5 protein-coding genes are annotated in these 4,372 nt (G+C 71.1%); 2 read left to right on the forward strand and 3 right to left on the reverse strand.

All coding sequences use genetic code 11. The features are described from left to right. On the reverse strand, positions 1 to 713 hold a 713-nt coding region (locus G6021_RS12335), incomplete at its 3' end, for a ThiF family adenylyltransferase (protein WP_347238962.1). After that, positions 710 to 1,753, reverse strand: coding sequence for a DUF3152 domain-containing protein (locus G6021_RS12340; protein WP_182641413.1), 1,044 nt, complete (start codon positions 1,751 to 1,753; stop codon positions 710 to 712). The genes G6021_RS12335 and G6021_RS12340, both read right to left, overlap by 4 nt. A 159-nt stretch (positions 1,754 to 1,912) precedes the next feature. Between G6021_RS12340 and G6021_RS12345 the strand changes: the two genes are divergently transcribed. Further along, positions 1,913 to 2,572, forward strand: a complete 660-nt coding sequence (locus G6021_RS12345; RefSeq protein ID WP_179524796.1) for a TetR/AcrR family transcriptional regulator — start codon at positions 1,913 to 1,915, stop codon at positions 2,570 to 2,572. Here G6021_RS12345 and G6021_RS12350 read toward each other — a convergent pair. Then, complete coding sequence (locus tag G6021_RS12350) at positions 2,569 to 2,796, reverse strand: DUF3107 domain-containing protein (RefSeq protein ID WP_107748545.1); 228 nt, start codon at positions 2,794 to 2,796, stop codon at positions 2,569 to 2,571. The genes G6021_RS12345 and G6021_RS12350 overlap by 4 nt on opposite strands. Positions 2,797 to 3,084: 288 nt before the next feature. Between G6021_RS12350 and G6021_RS12355 the strand changes: the two genes are divergently transcribed. Continuing rightward, positions 3,085 to 4,372, forward strand: a 1,288-nt coding sequence (locus tag G6021_RS12355) for a DEAD/DEAH box helicase (RefSeq protein WP_182610081.1), incomplete at its 3' end; no start/stop codon positions are given.

Here is a 4,372-nt window from a genome sequence, read left to right on the forward strand (position 1 = left end):
CCGGTGATCAGCTTGACCGCCTCCATCACCATCATCGACCCGACCGTTCCGCACAGTGCGCCCACGACGCCGGCCTCGGCGCAGCTCGGAACGGAACCGGGCGGCGGCGGGCCCGGGTAGAGGTCGCGGAGGGTGACGGGGTCGACGGGCGCGGGCGGGCGCGACCAGAAGACGGCGAGCTGGGCCCGGAAGCGGTCGATGGTCCCCCAGACGACCGGGATCCCGGCGATCTCGCAGGCGTCGGAGACGAGGTACCGGGTGGCGAAGTTGTCGCTTCCGTCCATCACCAGGTCGTGACCCTCGAGGAGGGCGTCGATGTTCACCGCGTCGAGACGGGCGTGGACCGCCTCGACCCTGACCCCGGGTGCCAACTCGGCCAGTCGATCCCGGGCCGACTCGACCTTCGGGCGGCCGATGGCCGGTACGGAGTGGATCACCTGCCGTTGCAGGTTGCCGAGGTCCACCTCGTCGTCGTCGATCACGGTGATCCGCCCGACACCCGCCGCGGCGAGGTACATCAGGACCGGCGCGCCCAGTCCCCCCGCGCCCACCACGAACACCGACGCGGCGCGCAGGCGACGCTGCCCCTCGTCACCGATGGCCCCGAGAAGGAGATGCCGGGAGTAGCGCGCGCGCTCCTCCGCCGAGAGCTGCGGCACCGGATCCACGAGCGGTGGGAGCGCCCCGGACACCCCGCCGGTCACGGGGTTCACCGGGCCACCGGCGGGCCGTCGGGGAACGGCCATGCGTTGTACAGGCAGGTGTCGTCGTTGTCCGGGACCACACCCTCGTTGTCGAGCAGGAAGATCTCGTTGTTGGCGACCCCGAGGGTCTGTTGCATCATGATCGGCGCGAGCGCTCCGTCCGCGGGGCACGGCTCGTGATCCGGGTAGCCGATCGCGTGGCCGACCTCGTGGTTGACGAGGTACTGACGGTAGGACCCGATGTCCCCCTGGAAGGACCGCGCACCACGGATCCACCGGGCCAGGTTGAGGTAGACCCTCTCGGTGGACGGGTTGTAGCAGCTGGTCTCGAGCTCGATCTCGTATCCGCAGTTCTCGCGGACCGTGAGGGGACTGGCGAGTGTCACCCGGAACGCGGGCTCGTCCCGGGCCGTGCGCCGGAACGCCACGGCCCCGTCCGCCGTCCAGCTCTTGGGATTGGCCAACGTCGCATCCACCATCCGGGCCACCGAGTCGTCGCCACCGAAGTCCGTCGTGTCGACGCCCTCCTCGACCTCGACGGTGTAGGTGAACTGCTCGGCGTCGGGACGCCCGACACGGTCCGTGCCCCCGGGCACGATCCGGAACCGACCCTCACCGGCCTCGGCGAACGGTCCACCGTCCGGCAGCTCCCCGCTCGGGGGCACCTCACCCCGGGGTGGCTCCCCCATGAGCGCCGGCGTCTCCTCCGCCTCGCCGACGGCCGCGCCGTCGCCCGCCCCGGTACCCGTCACGGAGTCGGCTATCACGAGTGCCGTGAGCACGACCAGCACCGGGATCGCGTACGCCCGCCAGCCCCACGTGGTGAAGAACCGACCGACGGGGCTCTGCTTTCGCAGGTGGTCCCTGGCGCCGGGGACCGAGCGACGACGACCGGGGGTCGTCTCCTCCGCCGGGTCCCACGGGGCCCGCAGCGGCTCACCGCGGGGAGGGTAGTACGGAGAGCGGTCCCCGCGGTGTACCGGAGCGTCAGCCCGCGAGGTGGACCCGGCGTCGACACCGTCCGACGTCCGGCGACGGCCGTCGCTCATCCGCACACCTCCAGGTCCGCTCCGGTCAGGCTCGAGTCAAGGTCTCCACGATCCCACATCCCGAGGTGGTCGCCTTCTCCGGCACTCCGCCCGTACGGGTATTGTCCGTCTGGCCCGGTCGACCGTCGACCCGACGTCCGGGAGGACAGGAGCCAGACGATGACAAGCCCGGGCGGACCGTCCCCGACTGCTCCGGGGCGCGCCAGGGCGACCCGGCTGCCCCGAGGAGCCCGACGACGCCAGCTCCTCGACGCGGCGGGGACCGTGTTCGTGGACCAGGGCTTCCACGCCTCCGGGATGGACGACATCGCCGTCCTGGCCGGGGTCTCCAAACCGGTGCTGTACCAGCACTTCGATTCCAAGCGCGACCTGTACATCGAGGTGCTGCGGCATCACGTGGACGAGCTCCTCGGCCGCATCCGGGCGGCGCTGGACTCGACCTCGGACAACCGGCGTCGCGTCGAGGCGGCGGTCGACACGTTCTTCGCGTACGCCGATTCCGACACCCGCGGCTTCCGGCTGGTGTTCACCTCCGAGTCCGGCGACGAGGAGGTCCGGCGCGAGCTCGACCGCGCCACCGACGGCTGCATCGACGCCGTACACGACCTGGTCAGGGGCGATTCCGGGCTCGACGCGCACCGGTCGCGTCTGCTCGCGGTGGGCCTCGTGGGTGCGAGCCGGGTCAGCGCCGGCCACTGGCTCGACGCGGGCCGACCGATCTCCCGCGCCGACGCCGTCTCCACGACCGTCACCCTGTGCTGGGGCGGACTGTCGAAGATCCCTCGTCAGGGCGGGGACCGGCCCGCCCCGGACGCCTAGGAGAGGAACCCGACCGCGCGCCGCGCCGACTCACCGATCTCGACGTAGGCGACCCGGTCGGTCGACACGAGATAGCGCCGACCCTTCTCGTCGTCCAGCTCCAACACTGCCTTGCTCTCCGCGGTGAGAGCGGCCTCCACGCGGGCGTGCACGTCCTCCGGGTTCATCCCGGTCTTGAACACGAGTTCACGATTGCTGTCGGCGATGCCGATCTTGACCTCCACGGTGCCTGCCCTTCTCATCGTCGGCGCATGTCTCGCCGTCGTCGGTGATACGTGGGACCCAGGCTAGCCCGGACCCGGTGTCCCGCGGCGTCACGGGATAGGGTGGACCCACGTGGATCACACCCGCGCCCGGTCCGCTGGTCGGACCCCGCACCGAGGATCCGCGTGGAAATGTGCGCGCGCCCCGCTCGCCGAGGCCGTCCATCGGAAGGCCCGTCCTCCCGCGCGCGAGACGAGAAAGGCACCGCCCTGTCCACTACAGATGTGACCACCAGCGAAGTCGACGGCATGGCCACGACGACCGCGGTCGTCGACGCCCCGTCCTCCGACTCCTCCCCCAGCTTCGCCGAACTCGGCGTCCGCCCCGAGATCGTCACCGCGCTCGGTGAGCGCGGCATCACCCACACCTTCGCCATCCAGGAACTCACCCTCCCACTGGCGCTGGCGGGGTCCGACCTCATCGGCCAGGCCCGTACGGGGATGGGCAAGACCTACGGCTTCGGCGTCCCCCTCCTGCACCGCATCTCGACGGGCGAGGTGACCCGGGAGCTCGACGGCACGCCACGGGCCCTCATCATCGTTCCCACCCGCGAGCTGTGCGTCCAGGTCACCCAGGACCTCAAGATCGCCGCCACCGGTCTCACCGCCCCCGGCGGGTCGGGAACCCGGCCGCTCAAGGTGCTGGCCATCTACGGCGGAACCCCCTACGAACAGCAGACCGACGCCCTGGAGAAGGGCGTCGACGTGGTGGTGGGAACCCCCGGCCGTCTGCTCGACCTGGCCAACCAGTCGAAGCTGGTGCTCGGCAAGGTCGAGGTGCTGGTCCTCGACGAGGCCGACGAGATGCTCGACCTGGGCTTCCTGCCGGACATCGAGAAGCTGCTCCGGATGGTCCCGGAGCAACGGCAGACCATGCTCTTCTCGGCCACCATGCCGGGACCGATCATCACCCTGGCGCGGACGTTCCTCACCAAGCCCACGCACATCCGGGCGGAGGCCGCCGACTCCGGCGCCACGCACGAGAACACCACCCAGTTCGTCTACCGGGCGCACTCCATGGACAAGCCCGAGGTGGTCTCACGGATCCTGCAGGCGGACGGACGCGGCGCCACGATGATCTTCTGCCGCACCAAGCGCACGGCCCAGAAGCTCGCCGACGACCTGGCCGAACGGGGCTTCCGCGTGGGGGCGATCCACGGCGACCTGGGCCAGGGCGCTCGCGAGAAGTCACTCAAGGCGTTCCGCACCGGGGACGTCGACGTCCTCGTGGCGACCGATGTCGCGGCGCGCGGAATCGACGTCGACGACGTGACCCACGTCATCAACTACCAGTGCCCCGAGGACGAGAAGACCTACGTCCACCGGATCGGCCGCACCGGTCGGGCCGGCCGCAAGGGCGTCGCCGTCACCCTCGTGGACTGGGACGACCTGCCCCGCTGGGGCCTCATCGACAAGGCGCTCGGCCTGGGGCACGGCGAGCCCGCCGAGACCTATTCGACCTCCCCCCATCTGCGCGCCGAGCTCGGCATCCCCGAGGGCGCGGGGGGCCGGGTCGGGGCCGCGACCGGGACCGGCT

It is taken from the genome of Dietzia sp. CW19 (assembly GCF_014145265.1).
GTDB lineage: Bacteria > Actinomycetota > Actinomycetes > Mycobacteriales > Mycobacteriaceae > Dietzia > Dietzia natronolimnaea.